The sequence below is a fragment of the Halogranum roseipondis genome, assembly GCF_059695585.1.
The window spans coordinates 1,882,161-1,898,667 of record NZ_CM185235.1 but is presented as its reverse complement, the minus strand read 5'-3'; the positions used below and the strand labels follow the sequence as shown (position 1 = coordinate 1,898,667).

Here is a 16,507-nt window from a genome sequence, read left to right as displayed (position 1 = left end):
GAACTGCTACGAAACGTTTGGTCGGTGTAGATGAATGCCAATTGAGCCGAGAATAGAACAACGGGATGACGGTGTCGATGGAATTCGGGTATTTGACCCGATTGACCGACAGGAGTACTACTTCGAGACACCAAAGTCGGTCGTACCTCGGCCAGCGGCGACTGACGAGTTTATCGCGCCACTCGATACGGCTGCACGGATTCGTACTTCGGAGTTGGTGTTGCCAGATCTTACCACGGTCTATGTCCGAGATAGTACTGGCACGGTCGTCGACGAGGTCCAACATCTCTCATCAGCAACCCTCGAGAGCGACGAGTGGTACACCCTTGAGTTGGCTACACCGATCAAGCTCTATCTTCGTCTTCGAGGGCCACTCACAATTACGAACAGTGCCTACACCGAGGTAAGTTGTAAGCATACTCAGACAATCTTCATTGGTGCACGTTCATTCCATGAACAACCAGCGGGCACAATTGAGACACCAGCCGATCCAACGTCGGTGATGGAAGCACTCTCCTACTTTGGAAGTGCGCTCAAAACGACGTCGTGCGAGCGATCATATCCAACACTACGTGGACATCCACCGCTACTCGAAATCTCGGAGGAGAGGGATTCAGTGGTTACACCCGCGGGATTAGAACAGCCTCAGACAGGAGTCTCGATCCACGTTCCCCCAACTTGGGAGTCGGTATTCACTGTTGCACCGCTTGCGTACTACTTTGGGGCTCAGGTCAAGCCGACGTCAAAATCAGCTGAGTTGCGCACAACTGCTGGCGTCCGACATTCGTTGGCGGCACCGGATCTACAGTCGGCGGTAAATCGTGTTCTGAGACACGTTTTTACATTGGATTGTTGTACACGGTGTGATGGAATCTACAACGTCCAGTTGCAGGAGCGAGAGACGATTCTTGAGCAGATTGATGTCGATTTCTCTACCCTCTACAACCAACCACTTGCTGAGCAAATTGGGTCATATCTCAATATCCCGTGGGATATCCTCTCAGAGGTTGTTCCAACGTGGGAATTGTCTGCAGTGGTAACTGAGGATGCTCAAAATACACGGATGCTTCCCTTCCTTGCTGACACATTGGCACTGATGTCCACTCCAGGGAATGATGAGAGAACTCACGAGCCAGTTGATCAGCACACCAAAGCCGAAGCCGACATCCAATCTTTCCTTCGAGGGGCCGCATCAACCACCCGCGGCGACGATAGTTGGGTCGTCGATTCAGCAGTCCCTCCGCAATCAATAGCATCCACTGACGCACTCACACAGGTATGGATTGGTCCACGAAAGACTGCACCGCCAGAGTGGAACTGGACGGTCCCAATTGCACATCAAAATCGCCTTACTCGAGCTCAGACAGAGGGAAATCTCGAGATCGCCGTTGTCCTCAATGACACCGAAATGCGTCGTGAAAAAGAGTTAGTAGACGACGCCTATCGCGGTGATTCTCCGTTCGAAGTTACCATCTTCGATCATCCGACCACTGACGAATTAGCAACCGCATTGGAAGCTGACTTGGACTTTCTCCATTACATCGGTCACATCCGACGTGATGGGATGGAATGTATCGATGGGATACTTGACGTACACGATCTCGAAACCGTTGGTGTCGATGCATTCTTCCTCAATGCGTGTGCGTCACGAGAACAGGGACATGCGCTCATCGAACGGGGCAGTATCGCAGGAGTTGTGACGTCAACTGCAGTCGGCAATAACGGAGCTACAGAACTCGGAGTTACGTTTGCGCGACTGCTTAATGCTGGTTTCACCGTCTACTCCGCGTTAGACATTGCGCGAGGGCAAAGCGAGCAGGGACTTCGATACTCAGTTATCGGTGATGGACGACTAGCAGTTTCCCAAGCAGATAGTGGCGTTCCAAGTATTGTTGAGCTACAGCCTTACGAGGGGACAGAGGGAGAATATTCTGTCACCATGGAGACACACCCCAGCACTGGAAATCGACCAGGAACATGTCTTCTACCACATATTCCAGGTAATGATCGATATTACCTCTGCTTCGGTCCTCTAGAGGAGTTTACACTCTCTAAAGACAAGGTGCAACAATTCTTCTCAATGGAAGACTGTGCAGTATTATATCAAGAAGAGCTACGATGGGCTAATGAAATCGAATTGTAACTCTACGACGTTCAGGGGCCATTTAGTGCTGAGGCATGCCCTGCAAGTGCTGTTCCTGCCTGAGAAATGAGGAGGATAAGTGTGAACAATGCCCCGATCATCTTCGGATGCTGGGACAGATACGCTTTCATGTCGTTTGCTTCGGACATCACACTATCACCTGCAGCGCGGCACATATTTAATATATTTAATAAAATATGATATAAAATATATAAATATTGTAGGTCAGAAAATAAGAAATTGGTGCATAGAGAGACCAACCGGGGGCAGCTCTAGAAATATTGGGTTAACACTTCAAATAGCTGTTGTCTTTGGTGACGGTCGTCCCTGCGAAAGTTGCTGCCTGGTTGCCATGTGTGTGCAGCCACCCCTTCAAGAGCGAGCCCAGCAGAGTGAGTGAAGTATAGTAGAATATCTAACAGAATATGTGGCTATCGTATTTCTCAAAGTGAACGTTCTGATATTCCGGATAGTTGTGGGACACGTCACACTCTCATAAAAAATTATTATGAATACGGGGTGAGCAAGTTAGTCATATGTTGGCACGCGAAATTCTGGTTCGGTTGGTCGTATACCTGTTCTCATCCGACGAGATCCTCATTTACGAGCAACGGCGCTCTGGTGAGACCCTCGTCTCAGAGTGTCGAAACTGTGGGACGACGCTTGAGACGGTGAACACCTCGTGTCCAGAATGCACGTCGACCGAGGTTGCAATTCACCACATTTGAACACGCACTGTCGGTTGCGCAATTTTTGATGACTTGTTACTATGTTGTCTCCACAGCCTATCGCCTCTCGATAGGATTGAAGCAAATCCGCATCCCGGTCAGCTCACCGGTTGATACTTTTTGCTCGTTCGTGGTGTGGCTTCGTCGCGACAAACCGAGAGCAGTCTCTCGAAGCAGGCACTCAAAGCTTGCAGATCGGATGCAAAAATCGGTGACGTCTACTTGGGGGTTACTTCGGCCTCCTCGGTGGGCTGCTCACGAGTCGACTCAGGCGTGTAGGTGTTCATCCCGATGACAGAGTTGAGCGGACACTTCTGCGTGATGCCAGTCGCGGTGAGCACCGCTCCGACGAGGAGCGCAGCCCCCGAAAGCACCAACCCGAGTATACCCGCTGCGAGTGTGATGAGTCCGCCGAGCCCCGATCCACCGAGGATGATCAAGATCGGTCCCGCGATGAGCCGCGCGATTCGATCGTAGCCGCCAACGTTCTTTTTCATGTCTATTGCACCAACCCCTAGGTACGCGCTCTGAAATGATAAAGGAGCGACGTGGTTCCTTGCGTGTGAGAAGGCGCTGTTTCCACGGGAAGGGAGTGCTGTGTTCGCAGGTATCGACTTCAGTCGTCGGACGGTGCATGTTGAGAGGATAGCAGCTCCGAAGTGACGCCATGTGCCTCTCCTCCCCAATTGGGTTTGAGCGTGAGAACACCGAGAAGTAAATCGACGGGACAATCCACGAAACGGGTCTGGTAAGTGTGGGTCGCAGCAACAACTCCGACCCGCTACCCACTTCGTGGACGGTAATAGGAAGTCGGGCCGTGTCCATGCATGGGGTACAGGGTACAATGTCGTTGCGGGAAAAGCCCTGTCCTCAAGGAGTGACCGACCGTCGCAAGGCGGTCGGGAGCGAGTAGGGCAGGGTAGTTTACGTCCCGGTCGGGTTCGCTCCACGCTGTGTGCGTCCAGCCCGCTTGTCTATCGGGTCTTCGAGGTCGCCCATGACCTCCTCGAAGGCGTCCGTCGAGGTCAGGAGACCGACGATCTCGCCGCCCTCGGTGACGAGCGCGAGCTCCTGATTTTCCGTCTGGAAGCGGTCGACGGCGTCGCTGATTTCCTCGTCGGCTGGCAGCGTCATCGGCGACGCGGCGATGTCTGCGATGCCGACTTCGCCACTCGTGAGGTCCTCGAAATGGTTCGTGATCGTCGGGAGATAGACGATGCCGCGGAAGTCGTCTATGTCCTCGCCGACCAGTGGGTAGCGAGAATGGGAGTGTTCCTCGACGAGTGCGAGGTTCTCCTCGGGGGTATTCTCGGTCGAGAGCGCGACAATCTCCTCGCGCGGAACCATGATTGCCTCGACCGGGATCTCGCCAACGGCTAGCGCGCTCATCACCTCCTGCCGGCGTTCTTCGGGCACGTTTCCCTCTTCGAGGGCCGAGCCGAAGCGCTTGTAGAGGCCCGCACGCCCTTGCATGACATCCTCCTCGGTTTCGAGCCACGCGCCGGTCATCTCGACGCCAAACAGCGAAAGCGTCCATTTCGCTGCTCCGTCTCCGAATTGGATGACTGGCCAGATGGCCCGCGTCCACCAGTACAGCGGCGTCGCACAGTATCGACAGACCTGTTTCGAGCGCTCGACGCCGAGATAGGTCGGGGTCTGCTCGCCGTGGGTGAGATGGAGGAGGTTGACGATGAGAAACGCGAGGATGGCCCCTGCGCCGACCGATGCGAGAACGGTGCCGCCGAACAGCGGCTCGAAGATGGCCGTGAGTGCGGGTTCGGCGATGATACCGACCGCGATGCTCGAGAACGTAATCCCAATCTGACAGCTGGTCAAGTAGATCTCCAGGTTCTGAGTCATCTCCCAGGCGCGTTCGAGACCGGGTTCCATGAACTCCGCTTTGGAATACTGTCGCGCGCGGGTCAGCGCGAACTCGATGGCGACGAAAAACCCGTTGGCGAGAATGAGTAACAGACCGGCAATAAGCCTGAGGGAGACTTCGAGCGCAGTCATCGGCATAGTAAGTTACGTGAATGGCGACACGGAAAAACAGTTTGACCGCGAACTGATCCTTCGCACTACGACGAATCTCGTTCTCACGAGCGATCTCAAGCCGGGTCGCTCTGGGAGTCGAATCCCGATGCGTCGCCCTGGCGTTGTTCGCGCTGGTAGACGTCAATGGGGTCTTCGAGTCCGCCCATCACTTCCTCGAAGGCGTCCGTCGACGTTAGCAGACCGACGACCTGTCCCTCTTCAGTGACGAGGGCGAGCTCTTGATTTTCCGTCTGGAAGCGGTCGATGGCGTCGCTGATTTCCTCGTCGGCTGGCAGCGTCATCGGTGACTCGGCGAGGTCTTCGACGTCGATATCGCCGTTTTTGAACGCCTCGAACTGGTTTGTGATCGCCGCGAGGTAAACGACCCCTCGGAAATCGTCGATGTTCTCGCCGACCAGCGGAAAGCGGAGATGTGGATGCTCCTCGATGACCGCGAGGTTTTCCTCGGGGGTATTGTTGGTTGAGAGTGCGGCGATCTCCTCACGCGGCACCATGCTGTCACGGATGGGGATTTCCTCGACGACCAACGCGTTCATCACTTCCTGACGACGCTCTTCGGAAACCTCGCTGTCGTTGAGCATCGACCCGAGCTGCCGGTGGAGGTCTGTCCGCCCCTCGATATCCTCGTCGTCGGATTCGAGCCACGCGCCGGTCATCTCGACGCCAAACAGCGAAAGCGTCCATTTCGCCACCCAGTCACCGACGCGGAGAATCGGTCGAATGACCCACGTGAACCAATACAGCGGCGTCGCGCCGTAGCGGCAGACCTGTTTCGAGCGCTCGACGCCGAGGTAGGTGGGAGCCTGTTCGCCATAGATCTTGTGTACCAGGCTCACGATGATGTACGCCAAGATCACGCCTGCGCCAATCGACGCGAGAACGGTACCGCCGAACAACGGCTTGAACAGCGCTGCGAGCGCGGGTTCGGCGACGATACCCAGTGCGATGCTACAGGCGGTGATGCCGACCTGACACCCGGTGAGGTAGATTTCGAGTTCCTCGGTCATCTCCCAGGCGCGTTCGAGACCGGGTTCCATGAACTCCGCTTCGGAATACTGTCGGGCGCGGGTCAGTGCGAACTCGATGGTGACGAAAAATCCGTTGGCGAGAATCAACGCGGCACCCGCGACGAGACGGAGGAGTATTTCGGGTGCTTGCATTCAGTATAGATCAATCAATACGGCGTTGGGGCAAAAAAGCAGGGGGCAAACGGAGCCGGTTGCGAGGTTGTACTTCGTTTGGCCGTACTGATTTCTATCATTCAGACGCTTGGGACAGTTTGCCGCAGGCATGCCAATCTGCGCCCGCTCGCCTGGCCTTCCGGTCTCTGCGACGCTGTCCAGCTTTTCATCGCCTACGACTCCTGTTAAACAACCATCAAATTAGTATAAATCATACAACTAGATTATTAGTTAGCGGAGTTACACTATATCTGAGAATGGAATCAGTGGGCCAACAGAGAAGCGTACCAGCAAGCCAAGCGACCACTGGGATCGAACGGACGGACATTCATCACGTACTGAGCAACGACCGACGACGATATGTATTATCTGAACTGCAGGCGGCAACAGAACCACTGACCGCTCGGACGCTTTCGGAGTTGGCGGCCGAACGAGAAACCGGGGAGAGCCCCGCACCGAGAGACGTTCGACAGAGCGTCTACGTGTCGTTACTGCAAACGCATCTCCCGAAACTCAAAGAACTGAACATCGTCGCCGACCACGAGGACGGAATCACGCTGACAGCGCAGGCGAGTGTGGTCACAGACTATCTCGCCGCCGACTCGACAGCTGCGCGTCCGTGGGGAGCGTACTACTTTGGGCTCGCATCGATCGGGCTCGCTGTGCAACTCGCCGGGCTGGTCGAGATACCGCTTGTCGAGGAGGTCGCGTTTTCGGGTGTCGTCATCGTGTTAGTACTGTGTGTCCTCTTAGCTGCGTATCATCTCGCGAGCGATAGCGCCCTCGGCTCGAAGCTTATTTCGTGAGCACGACTCGGGGACACGCAGGTTTCTTTGTTAACGGAGACGCTCGTCTCTCGAACAGGAACACAGACGGTCCACAACACTAAACTGCTCGTTCGTGGAATCTGCAGGAAGACAATGCGGCGCCTCCTGGCTCTTGTTCCGATGTTACTGCTGGCGTCCATGATGCTGCTCGACACGACCGCGGAGATCGAGTGGCTATCTCTCCGGTGGCTGCTGGTCGGGTACGTGCTGTTCGGTGGCGTTGGACAGCTACTTCAGGGGTACGCTCGGGAGTCGATCAGCGCCAAATCTCTCTTGTACGTCGCTCCGTCGTCGCTTCTGCTTTCGGGGTTGCTCGCGATGGTGTTGCTCGTCCAGCGACAGGGATTCGACTCTGCACGCGAGGCCACACTGTTCGCCGTGTTGGTTCTGTTCGTCGTCTATCTCGGCATCCACCAGACACAGTGGCGCTTCCTGAAGTCGAGTGGCGTCTATCTCCTCGCGTTCGCGGTGTTGCTGGCCGTGTTCTTCGTTCACGCCGTCCCGTTGCGGCCGGGTAGTGGGCTCGCGACGTTTCCGCTGTTGGCGGGGTTCACGATGGGACTGAACCTGTTCGTCTTTCCGCGATACGTCTCTCGAGATGCGTTCCTCTGGGGGGTGAGCCTGCTTGCGGCGATTCCGACCGTGGTGGGGTTGCGGGCGTACACTCTCGGGCCGTACGAGATCGGGTCGGCGCTCGTCGACCTACGTGGCACGTGGCAGCCCCCCGGCGTGGGGGTGGAGCTTCGTGTGTTGGAGTCGGTGTTCGCGAACCCGAACACGCTCGGCGTGTTGGCCTTCGCGGGGACGTTCGCTGGCATCGCAGTAGCCCGCCGGACGTACGCGTCGGAGGGGTTACCGCTCGTCTGGCTGTTTCCGGTCGCGTTGAGTGTTCTCAACGGCGTCGGGTTAGTTTTGAGCCACAGTCGTGCGAGCTATCTGGCGTTTGGTGTCGCACTCGGATTCTACGCGATCGTCCTCCTGTTCGGTCGCGCCGTGATCCCCTTCGCGTTCACGCTGATGGTCGGACTCGTCGGGCTGTTTCTACTCGGAACGTCGCTGCCGATCGTCGGCGTCGACTCGTCGAACCGGTTCGTCCTCTGGGAGGCGGGCCTGCGAGCGCTGCTCGACGACCCGACTCTCCTCGGTTCGGGTATCGTCGATCCGAGCGGGCTGATCGCGCCGCACCTCCCGACGGAGATCCGCGGCACCAGCCCGCACAACTCTTATCTCTCGGTGTTCCTCCGCGTCGGGTTGCTCGGAGGAGCGGCGTATCTCCTCTTGACGCTCGGGACTCTCTTCGACGGGTTTCTTCACAAAGACCGGGTCGACATAGCGATGCTCGCGCTCGCCGTCGGATTCGCCTTCCACCAACTGTTCGAGGCCTACTCGCTGTTCGGATTCTCCGTCGGGGCGGTGTTGGGGTCGGTCGTCGTCGGCTATCTGGTTCTGGACGGCACGCTCTCGGCCGACGAGGCGTCGGCGACTTCGGTCTGAGAGAGCTTCCCGAGGAGCCGAGTCTCGGTGGATTTTAGATACTCACTCTGTGAGTGATACCAAATGACCGACGTCCGTGCGGCAACTACCTCGCTCCTCGAAGACCGGACCGTCACCGAGTCGACGCTTCGGGAGTTACTCGCCCTCGACGCGGACGGTCCCTGGACGTTCCACGACACGAGTCTCGACTCGGGGACGTTCGGCGAGATCGTGTCGGCGGGGATCGTCGAGAAGCGGGGGGAGGCGTATCAGATCGCCGACCGCGACGCAGTCCGGGCGGCACTGGACGACGAGCGAGCGAGCGATTCGACCGCAGCGAGCGACGTGTTCGGGTCCCACGGGTGGTTCGAGTCGTTCGACTTCGACGGGTTCCGCGAGCGAGTCGGCCCTCGTGCGACCGCCTTCCTCCTCGGCGCGTTGCTGGTCGTCGTCGCGTTTCGTCTGTTCTCGTTTCCGTCGGTGTTCCGAAACGGCGACGTGGTGTTGCTCGGCAACGACCCCTACTACTACCGCTACTGGGTCGAGCAGGCGGCCGCCACTGCGGGCGCGGATGCGTTCGATTTCGGGGCGCTCGCGGAGCTACCGAGTGGTCTGACGAAAGGTGAACCCCTGCTCGTCGCGACGCTGTGGTTCGTGAGTGCGCTCCTCGGGGGGAGTACTGACGTCATCGGTCTCGTCGTCGCGTGGTATCCCGTCGTCGCCGCCGTCACGACCGGCACGCTGCTGTACTTTACTGCGACGACGGTTTCCGGCGACCGTCGAGTCGGGTTGGCGACCGTCCTGATGCTCGCATTGATTCCAGTCAACGCCTATCGGACGGGGCTCGGCTTCGCCGACCACCACGCGTTCGACTATCTCTGGTTGGCACTCACCGCGTTGGCGCTCGTGAGGCTCCTCTCGGAGCGCGAGCGGTCGTGGCCCTACGCTGCCGTCCTCGGCGTGGCGGTTACCGGCCAACTGCTCGCGTGGGACAACGGCGCACTGTTGGTCGTCCCGCTCGCGCTCGTCGCCCCGCTGTACGCGACGCTGGAGCTTCGCCGCGATCGGTCGCCGCTCCGTGCAGGTGCCCCGTTGGTCGCCGGGCTGGCGCTCGCGTCGGTGCTCGTCTGGGGCGCACACGCGACGCTCGGCTGGCACTCGACGGTCGTCGCGTCCGTCCCCGCGCTCCTGTTCGGTGGGTCCGCGGTCGTCTTCGCTCTCGCCGAAGGCGCTCGCCGCGTCGGGCTGTCGGCGACGGCGCTCCTGGGAGCGGAGGTCGTCGGTGGCGTCGGACTGTTGGCGGTGCTCCCGTCGGCGTTGCCGGAGCTCTCACAGGGACTCGATCGCGGGCTCGACACGCTGTTCGCGAGTCGAGAGATCGTCGAGACGACGTCGCTCGTCTCCGGCGAGATGGGGACGCTCGTCGGGCCGCTGTTGCTCCTGGGGTTCATTTTCGCGCTCGGCCTCCCGTACGTCGGCTGGGCGACGCTTCGAGCGGTCCGGCGGCGTGACGCGCAGTGGCTCGCGCTGACGGTGTACGCCTGGTGGTTCCTCGCGCTGTCGCTCGTGCAACTGCGGTTCGCCGGCGAGTTCTCGGTGTTCCTCGCGCTCTTCGCCGGGGTCGGTTTCGTCCATCTGGCGTCCGCCGTCGACCTCGCCGAACCGGTCGGCCTGTTCGACGACGCGACGGCGTCACAGTCGCGACCGCGAGTTCGCGCGAACGGCGGGCAGGAGTCGGAGCTCCAGTTACCGTCGCGACGCGAGGCGATGTCGTATCTGGGCTTCACGGCGCTGGTGGGGAGTCTGAGCTTCGTCCAGATCCCGGTGAAGTTCAGTCAGTTGACCGTGACGGACGAGGAGTATCGGACGGCCGCGTGGATGCGCGAGTACGCCGACGAGAAGGGGTGGTCGTACCCCCAGAACTACGTCCTCAGTTCGTGGGGGATGAACCGCATGTACAACTACATCGTCAACGGCGAGTCGAAGTCGTACGCGTACGCGCGGAACAACTACGACAGTCTCCTGCGGGCGAGCGATCCGGCGGCGTGGTACGAGCGACTCCGGGACCGCGTCGGCTTCGTCGTGACGGGCGACGGGCCGGTCGGCGGGACGGTGGCGGCGAGGTTGGCGAACTACGGCAGCGAGAACGACGGACGCGACGCGCTGTCGCACTATCGGTTGGTGCACACCGAGGGGTCGCTCCGCGTCTTCACGCTCGTCGCGGGCGCGACGCTCACAGGGCAGGCCGACGGCGAGTCGGTGACCGCGTCGGTCGACGTCGACGTCGGCGGCGAGACGTTCACCTACGAGCAGACGGTGGGTGTCGGCTCCGACGGGACGTTCTCGATGACGGTTCCCTACACCGGCGAGTACGACGTCGCCGGAGGGACGTACGTCGTCGACGAGGCGGCGGTGACCGAAGGGACGGAGGTTCGGACGCGGCGCGACGGGGAGTGAGAACGCGTCGAGAACTGACTGTCCGGCGAACGGACAGGAGAGACCGAGATTATTTATTGCATGGACGACAGTGAACGCAGACATGAAGGCTGTCGTACTCGCAGCAGGTGAAGGGACGCGGCTCCGACCGCTCACGGAGGACAAACCGAAGGGGATGGTCGAGGTCGACGGAGAGCCGATCCTCACGCACTGTCTCACCCGACTGGCCGAGTTGGGTGCCGACGAGTTCGTCGTCGTCGTCGGCTACCGGAAACAGGACATCATCAGCCACTACGGCGACGCGTTCGAGGGCATCCCCATCACCTACGCCCACCAGCGCGAACAGAAAGGGCTGGCACACGCGCTGTTGACCGTCGAAGAGTACATCGACGACGACTTCATGCTCATCCTCGGCGACAACATCTTCGACGCGAACCTCGCCGACGTGGTGAAGCGTCAGCGAGAGGACCGCGCGGACGCGGCGTTCCTGGTCGAGGAGGTGCCCTACGAGGAGGCCGGGCGCTACGGCGTGTGCGATACGAACGACTACGGCGAGATCACGGACGTCATCGAGAAGCCCGAAGAGCCGCCGACGAACCTCGTGATGACGGGGTTCTACACGTTCTCGCCGGCGATCTTCCACGCGTGCCATCTCGTGCAGCCGTCCAATCGTGGTGAGTACGAGATCAGCGAGGCGGTGGACCTGTTGATCCGGAGCGGGCGGACGATCGACGCGATCCGAATGGACGGCTGGCGGGTCGACGTGGGCTATCCGGAGGACAGAGAGAAGGCCGAGAAGTTGTTGCGAGGGGAAGACGTAGAAACGGCAGAGACAGTCGCGGACTGAATACTGGCGGAACTCGGTGGATTTTTGCGGGCAGCGATGAGGAAAGAAACACGATGCAGATACTCGTCACCGGGGGCGCTGGCTTCATCGGTGGGCACCTCGCAGAGCGGTTCGCGGGCGACGGTCACGACGTCGTCGCGCTCGACAGCTTCGTCCCGTACTACGATCTCGGTATCAAGGAACACAACGTCGAGCGCGGCCGAGCGGCCGGCGAACGGAGCGACGGGAGCTACGAACTGGCTCGCGGCGACATCCGCGACGAGGAGTTGGTCCGAGCGCACGTCGCCGAGGCGGACGTGATCTTCCACCAGGCCGCCCAGGCAGGGGTCAGAACGAGCGTGGAGCAGCCCCAGACGGTCAACGAGATCAACGTCGACGGGACGCTCAACGTGCTGGAGGCCGCTCGCGACTCCGAGACGGAGCGGGTCGTCGTCGCGAGTTCGTCGTCCGTCTACGGCAAGCCGCAGTACCTCCCCTACGACGAGGCCCACCCGACGACGCCGGTCAGTCCGTACGGCGCGTCGAAGCTGGCCGAAGAGCAGTACGCGCGCGTCTACAACGAAGTGTACGGACTGCCGACGGTCTCGCTGCGTTACTTCACCGTCTACGGGCCGCGGATGCGACCGAACATGGCCATCAGCAACTTCGTCTCGCGGTGCACCAACGGCGAACCGCCGGTCATCTACGGTGACGGGACGCAGACGCGGGACTTCACGTACATCGACGACGTCGTGCGGGCGAACGAGACGCTGCTCGGCACCGACGCCGCCGACGGCGAAGTCGTCAACGTCGGGAGCACGGACAACATCTCGATCCAGACGCTCGCCGAGGAGATCCGCGACCAGCTCGCACCCGAGCTGGAGTTGGCGTACGCCGACCGTCACGACGCCGACGCCGAGCACACGCACGCGGACATCTCGAAGGCCAACGAGCTGTTCGGCTACGAGCCGACGACGACGATCCGAGAGGGGGTCGAACGATTCACCGACTGGTACGACGAGAACCGCGAGTGGTACGAGCCGCTCGTGCGGAACTCCTGAACAGTACGTCTATCCGTACTGATACGTGGTTCACAGACTTTAAGCTAACAGACTGCCCTCGTTGAAACGATGAAGACGAGGGTTCGGTATCGGGTCGCGAGCGTCTCCGGGACGGTCTTGCTCACGCTGTTCGCGGTGCTCCTCGTCAACGAGCCGGTCGTCCAGACGACGGTGACGACGGTCGTCCCCGTGGTTCGGCGGCTTCCGACGGCAGTGCTCTCGGGCGACGAACTGGAGTTGGCGCTGGCGACGACGGTTCTCGTCGTCGTCGGCAGTCTCGTCCCCCTGTTCAAGCCGCGACCGCGACGGATCCTCGACACCCTCCTGTTCGCACAGAAGCGAATCCTCGTCGCGGGGGCGACGCTGGCCGGGATCGGCTACTTCGACTACACGTACCGGCTGCCGCGGTCGACACTCACGCTGTCGGTGTTGGGGCTGCTGGTACTGTTGCCGGTCTGGTTCGTCGCGATCCGGCATCGACCGGCGGGCAGCCAGCGGGCGCTCATCATCGGCGACGACCCCGAGGAGATCGCGGACGTGCTCGACGCCATCGACGTCCCCGTCGTCGGCTACGTCTCGCCGCCCAGCCCCTACTACTCGGAGGCCGAAGAGCCGATCGTCGCGACGGCGACGGTGGCCGACGGGAGCGGGAACGTCCTGCTGGACGATCTGGACTGTCTCGGCGGGCTCTCCCGACTCGACGAGGTGCTCGTCGCGTACGACATCGACACCGCGGTGTTGGCGTTCGCCCAGCCGGACCGCGCGGAGTTCTTCGGCGCGCTCGACACCTGTTACGAGCACGGGGTGAAGGCGAAGGTCCACGGCGAGCACACCAACGACGTGTTGACGAGCAGTTCGCCGGGCGACGGGAAGATCGTCGACATCGACCTCGAACCGTGGGACTGGCAGGACTACGTGTTCAAGCGCGTCTTCGACGTCGCGTTCGCGGCGACCGGACTGCTGGTGCTCGCACCCGTCGTCGTCGCCGTCGCGGTCGCGATCAGACTGGACAGTCCGGGGCCGGTGTTCTACAGTCAGCAGCGGACCGCCGAGTTCGGCGAGACGTTCGAGATCTACAAGTTCCGGAGCATGGTGACCGACGCCGAGGCACAGACCGGCGCGACGATCAGCGAGGAGGACGCGGGCGGTATCGACCCGCGCGTCACCCGCGTCGGGCGCTTCATCCGACAGACCCACCTAGACGAGATCCCGCAGCTGTGGTCGATTCTGGTGGGGGACATGAGCGTCGTCGGGCCGCGGCCGGAGCGCCCCGAGTTGGACGCCGATATTCGAACTGGGGTCGTCGAGTGGCGACAGCGGTGGTTCGTCAAACCCGGGTTGACCGGGCTGGCGCAGATCAACGGCGCGACGGGTCACCAGCCGGCCGAGAAGTTGCGCTACGACGTCGAGTACATCCGGAAGCAGTCCTTTTGGTTCGACGTGAAGATCGTCCTCCGGCAGGTGTGGAGCGTGCTGGTCGACCTGAAAGGGGTTGCGGACGACTGACGGGTGTCTCTGGACGCTATCGAGGGTTTTAATCCGCCGTACTCGGTGGGCAGAGACGAATGAAGATCCTCCGCGTCGCACAGAATCTCTACCCCGAGGTCCCCGGCGGCGGCACGTACCACGTCCACGCGATGAGTCGCGACCAGGCGGCGATGGGTCACGAGGTGACCGTGCTGACGGTCACCGACGACGACTCGCTCCCGCGGCGAGAGGAGCGCGACGGCTACACCGTACTCCGTCGCTCGCCGACGGTCGAGCTGTTGGGCAACGAGATCTCCGCCGGCGTCGCGCGGGAGCTGGCGTCGGCTCGCGACTACGATGTGATCCACGCCCACTCGCATCTGTACTTCTCGACGAACCTCGCGGCGTTGAAGCGGCGTCTCGGTGATACGCCGCTGGCGATCACGAACCACGGCCTCTACTCGCAGACCGCCCCCGAGTGGGTGTTCGACGCCTACCTGAAGACGGTCGGGCGGTGGACGTTCGACAGCGCGGATGTCGTCTTCTGTTACACCGAGGAGGACGAACGCCGGCTGCGGGAGTTCGGCGTCGAGACCGACGTCGCGGTGGTGCCGAACGGCATCGACCAGACGCGGTTCACGCCGGACGGGCCGCGGAGTGAACTGATCGCTGCTGACGGGCCGGTCGTGCTGTTCGTCGGGCGACTGGTCGAAGGGAAGCGACCGAGTGATGCGGTCGAGGCGTTCGCGGGCGTTCGGGAGTCACATCCCGACGCCGAGCTGTATCTGTGTGGCGACGGACCGCTACGCGGGGAGTTGGAGGAGCTGGTTCGCGAGCGCGGGTTGACGGAGTCGGTGCAGTTCCTGGGTCACGTCGACTACGACGAGATGCCGCCGATCTATCGCTCGGCGGACGTACTCGTGTTGCCGAGTCGGGCCGAAGGGTTGCCGCGGACGGTGTTGGAGGCGTTCGCCTCCGGGACGCCCGTAGTCGCGAGTGACTTGGAGCAGGTCGCGCCGATCGTCGAGGAGGCCGGGGAGACAGTCCCAGTTGGGGACGTGGGGAGATTTGTCGACTCAATAGAACGGTTTCTGCGTGACGTAGATGCATACGACGAGAATCCTCGCGAATCTCTTGGCAAGCAGTTCAGTTGGGACCAAACAGTCAGAGAGACAACAAATAGATTAGAGAGCTACTGTAAATGACCGTATTCAGCGATTCGGGTTCTTGCAGCGGTACACGTGACGGAGATAAATCGCACATCGAGGGTTTCTAGACGAACAACTGCCTGGAGTCAAACTACCACGAGTATTCGTGGCAGAACTACGAATGCCGCCCAAACAAAAACGGCCGAACCCAGTATCGTTATCAGGAGGTATTGTGATACTGGTCGCTCGTAGAGATGGTCTAGGAATGTCGGTATGCGGCTAATATGCCAGTAATACATGAGTGCGATAATACTCAGGTACTGAATGAGACTTCGAGCTAGTCTGTAAAACCAAGCGTCCAATATCAGACTAACAGCAAATACGAGGATAAGCACTCCTATTGCGACCTCCAGGACTTCGGACTCAGATATCGAATATCCGTTGAGCCAGAGATACAGAATTATTCCTCCGGCTACTGCAGGGACGAAAAGTTCTGAATGCTCCATATATGTCCGCACTAAAGAGAACACCTGTCCAGGTGTATTGACCGAGAGAAACATCGACATACGCTGAGATTGGAAGGACTTTGCCTCCGCTGGTAAAAAGAGAAGAGCAGTTGCAAAAATCCCCCCCGTCAGTCCTGCAATAATCCATTCGCGAACCTTATTTGAGTGGAGGTAGACTATTGTCGTCGTAGCTGCTGCCAAGAAACCATAGAAGTATTGCGTTAATCCAATAACGCCGATTAAGAACCCCACAAGAAGAGCGTGGGTCATTGTAGTCTTGTTATTGGTCCTGTGTAGAATCCAAAGAAGTGACAAAAACAGTGGAAGGCAGTAGGTATAGTGCCAGAACCCAGTGCTATATGACGACGTCGCAATCGGGGTCAGTCTCCAAACTGCTGTTCCCGACAGTGCAAGCAGAGCCACTCGTCGGTTTGCGATCTCGTCAGAGAGCAGGAACACCACTGCAGGAATGAGCGTGAAGCTGGTCAGTGCTGCCGTGACGTGCGCCACCCGAAGAGCGAGGTCAAAATCAGGATTGAGAAAAGCATAGACGACTGCAAGCGGAAGATACCGCATTGGCGCATCAATTGTGACGAGTGGATTCGCAGTCTCCGCAACGTGTAGGGAGCGTCGGGTTATATGATAGGGATCTTCCC

The 16,507-nt window shown here is 60.0% G+C and carries 13 protein-coding genes; 8 read left to right on the top strand and 5 right to left on the bottom strand.

What is annotated here, in order from left to right; genetic code table 11:
- Positions 1-34: 34 nt before the first annotated feature.
- Complete coding sequence (locus tag EOHIBHHM_RS09950; RefSeq protein WP_497250084.1) at positions 35-2,143, top strand: hypothetical protein; 2,109 nt, start codon at positions 35-37, stop codon at positions 2,141-2,143.
- Positions 2,144-2,154: 11 nt separating this feature from the next.
- Here the strand turns inward: EOHIBHHM_RS09950 and EOHIBHHM_RS09945 are convergent, their stop codons facing one another.
- The 4 genes from EOHIBHHM_RS09945 to EOHIBHHM_RS09930 all read right to left on the bottom strand — a co-directional run bounded on the left by EOHIBHHM_RS09945 (position 2,155) and on the right by EOHIBHHM_RS09930 (position 6,086).
- Entirely contained in the window at positions 2,155-2,292 is a 138-nt protein-coding gene (locus EOHIBHHM_RS09945; RefSeq protein WP_497250082.1) for a DUF7503 family protein, read from the bottom strand.
- A gap of 797 nt (positions 2,293-3,089) precedes the next feature.
- Positions 3,090-3,368 carry a YgaP family membrane protein gene (locus tag EOHIBHHM_RS09940; protein WP_497250081.1) on the bottom strand — a complete coding sequence of 93 codons (279 nt, stop codon included), beginning with the start codon at positions 3,366-3,368 and terminating at the stop codon, positions 3,090-3,092.
- A 427-nt stretch (positions 3,369-3,795) separates the two neighbouring features.
- On the bottom strand, positions 3,796-4,884 hold the full coding sequence (locus tag EOHIBHHM_RS09935; RefSeq protein ID WP_497256969.1) for a CNNM domain-containing protein: 1,089 nt from the start codon (positions 4,882-4,884) through the stop codon (positions 3,796-3,798).
- A gap of 95 nt (positions 4,885-4,979) precedes the next feature.
- Positions 4,980-6,086, bottom strand: coding sequence for a CNNM domain-containing protein (locus EOHIBHHM_RS09930; RefSeq protein ID WP_497250080.1), 1,107 nt, complete (start codon positions 6,084-6,086; stop codon positions 4,980-4,982).
- A 278-nt stretch (positions 6,087-6,364) separates the two neighbouring features.
- On the opposite strand from EOHIBHHM_RS09930, the gene EOHIBHHM_RS09925 reads away from it, so the two are divergent.
- The 7 genes from EOHIBHHM_RS09925 (at position 6,365) to EOHIBHHM_RS09895 (ending at position 15,402) form a co-directional block, all read left to right on the top strand.
- Positions 6,365-6,913, top strand: a complete 549-nt coding sequence (locus EOHIBHHM_RS09925; RefSeq protein WP_497250079.1) for a DUF7344 domain-containing protein — start codon at positions 6,365-6,367, stop codon at positions 6,911-6,913.
- A 159-nt stretch (positions 6,914-7,072) separates the two neighbouring features.
- The gene (locus EOHIBHHM_RS09920) at positions 7,073-8,428 is read left to right on the top strand and encodes an O-antigen ligase family protein (protein WP_497250078.1); all 1,356 of its coding nucleotides are present in this window, start codon (positions 7,073-7,075) and stop codon (positions 8,426-8,428) included.
- 63 nt (positions 8,429-8,491) lie between these two features.
- Positions 8,492-10,864: an STT3 domain-containing protein gene (locus tag EOHIBHHM_RS09915; RefSeq protein WP_497250077.1), complete on the top strand. Its 2,373-nt coding sequence runs from the start codon at positions 8,492-8,494 to the stop codon at positions 10,862-10,864.
- An 82-nt stretch (positions 10,865-10,946) separates the two neighbouring features.
- A complete protein-coding gene (aglF, locus tag EOHIBHHM_RS09910; RefSeq protein ID WP_497250076.1) occupies positions 10,947-11,690 on the top strand; it encodes a UTP--glucose-1-phosphate uridylyltransferase AglF in 744 nt (247 codons plus the stop codon).
- A gap of 53 nt (positions 11,691-11,743) precedes the next feature.
- Complete coding sequence (locus EOHIBHHM_RS09905; protein WP_497250075.1) at positions 11,744-12,730, top strand: GDP-mannose 4,6-dehydratase; 987 nt, start codon at positions 11,744-11,746, stop codon at positions 12,728-12,730.
- A gap of 69 nt (positions 12,731-12,799) precedes the next feature.
- Entirely contained in the window at positions 12,800-14,236 is a 1,437-nt protein-coding gene (locus EOHIBHHM_RS09900; protein ID WP_497250073.1) for a sugar transferase, read from the top strand.
- A gap of 59 nt (positions 14,237-14,295) precedes the next feature.
- Positions 14,296-15,402 (top strand): glycosyltransferase family 4 protein, encoded by a 1,107-nt coding sequence (locus EOHIBHHM_RS09895; RefSeq protein ID WP_497250071.1) that lies wholly within the window; start codon positions 14,296-14,298, stop codon positions 15,400-15,402.
- Between the two features lie 89 nt (positions 15,403-15,491).
- Here EOHIBHHM_RS09895 and EOHIBHHM_RS09890 read toward each other — a convergent pair whose 3' ends face one another.
- Entirely contained in the window at positions 15,492-16,427 is a 936-nt protein-coding gene (locus tag EOHIBHHM_RS09890; protein WP_497250069.1) for a hypothetical protein, read from the bottom strand.
- Between the last annotated feature and the right edge of the window lie 80 nt (positions 16,428-16,507).